This window comes from Endozoicomonas sp. ONNA1 (genome assembly GCF_024606325.1).
In the GTDB taxonomy this organism is placed as follows: Bacteria; Pseudomonadota; Gammaproteobacteria; order Pseudomonadales; family Endozoicomonadaceae; genus Endozoicomonas_A.
In genome coordinates this window covers 1-1,595 of the sequence record NZ_JAHHPN010000200.1, presented here as the reverse complement: position 1 = coordinate 1,595, position 1,595 = coordinate 1, and the positions used below count along the sequence as shown (strand labels likewise).

The window sequence follows — 1,595 nt, the reverse complement described above, 5'->3', positions numbered from 1 at the left end:
AACTCTGGTGAGTAGCTGCTGTCGGGCTTCTGTATGATTGCCTGATCCAGAGTCATTTTCCAGCCACTGATCCAGCTCGTAGCGGTCATAGAGTTGCCTCAATGAAACCATGATGGCTTTTAACAGACTCCCATTCTCTTCGGCAAAGACATAATCCAAATAGAGATCGTTGAGATGGATCCGGACAAGCCTGACCGCTTTTTGCTCGGGTGACTCAACACTGCCCCAGCAGCACGTTATCAGCATCAAGCTGACAAAAACGGACAATAAACTGCGAAACACAACCATCGGCAAACCCTATATCCTGAAAAATTCAGGCAGCATTGGACAACCCACTGGCAGGTGCTGAAAAAGCGATGAATGGTTTGCTGACATGAATCGATTTAACAAAGCCCTTCTTAACCTTGGCGAAAACATTTCATATACATATAAAAGAATCCTGACATACACCACCATGGTGCTGATCACCGTGACAACCGGAACGCTGAGCCCGGTTTTGATCCAGCTTTCCAGTTCATCTTCCCTCGAGAAGTGTTGCCTGAACAGCTTTTCACTGACCGGTTTTTCTCCATCCAGAATTCTGCGAACCTGCTGATACCATTCAATACCATAATTTTCACGATGGGCAGCTTCCATAAACAGGGCCGAGAGGTCTTCCGGTTGCTGACGCCACTTGCTCTCCTGACTCTCTGTATGCCAGAGGGTGTCATGGCTATTAAACCGTTCAGTCAAAAAGGAAAGATAAAGAATAAATGCAGGGTCATTGGCAATCTCCGGGTTCTGTTTTTGCTGCTCGACCTTGTAGCCAAGAGACCGGAGCCCCTTGCCACGGAGAAAAAGCTCCTGCATTTCTACCAGAATAAAACCGAGTTGTCGGGCTAACTCTTTCGGGGAAAGTGGGTTGGACGGAAATGCTCTGAAACTGTTCAGTACAGCTTCCTCAATCAGGCTTTCCATGGAGTCCCGACGATCTTCAGCCAAAACCCCCTGAAGCAACACCGGCTGGGTTTGATACCACTGATTAACATCCCGGGATTCTTCCATGGCCGGAGCATTACTGAATGCCTGCAGGAGGTGAAACATGGGACGGCCCGGGTGAGTCTCATCCACAACATAGCCACCCGTGACGTTCGCTATAGTGTGGCGGGTGGCCTCCTGAAAAAGTCTGGTGAGCAGCAGCTGTCGGGCTTCTGTCTGATTGTCTGGAGCAAAATGGCCTTCTGGCCAATGTTCCTGCTCATAGCGGTCATAGACTTGACGCACTGAAACCATTATGGCTTTAAACAGCCTGTTATATTCTTCGGCAAATACATAACCAAAATAGAGACTGTTAATGTCGTACTGGACATCTATGAGAACTTTCCGCTCCAGTGACTCAACACTGCCCCAACAGGAAGTCACCAGCATCAGATTCAAAAACACAGACCGTAAACCGCAAAAGAGAAGCATCCGCCAACCCTATGTCCTGACAAACTCAGTGAGAATAGGACAATCCACTGGCAGGTGCTGAAAAAAAATTAATGGTTCAGGTTGCTTTCTGGCCGCTACTAAAAATCTAACATAATCTGTAATTATGTAGACTTATCTACGCCGTC

The 1,595-nt window shown here is 47.6% G+C and carries 2 protein-coding genes; both read right to left on the bottom strand.

Going from position 1 to position 1,595, the window contains the following annotated elements; genetic code table 11:
• Positions 1-288: hypothetical protein (locus KDK19_RS04680; protein WP_257291449.1), on the bottom strand; the 288-nt coding region annotated here is incomplete at its 3' end.
• Positions 289-297: 9 nt separating this feature from the next.
• Positions 298-1,422 (bottom strand): hypothetical protein, encoded by a 1,125-nt coding sequence (locus KDK19_RS04675; RefSeq protein ID WP_257282014.1) that lies wholly within the window; start codon positions 1,420-1,422, stop codon positions 298-300.
• Between the last annotated feature and the right edge of the window lie 173 nt (positions 1,423-1,595).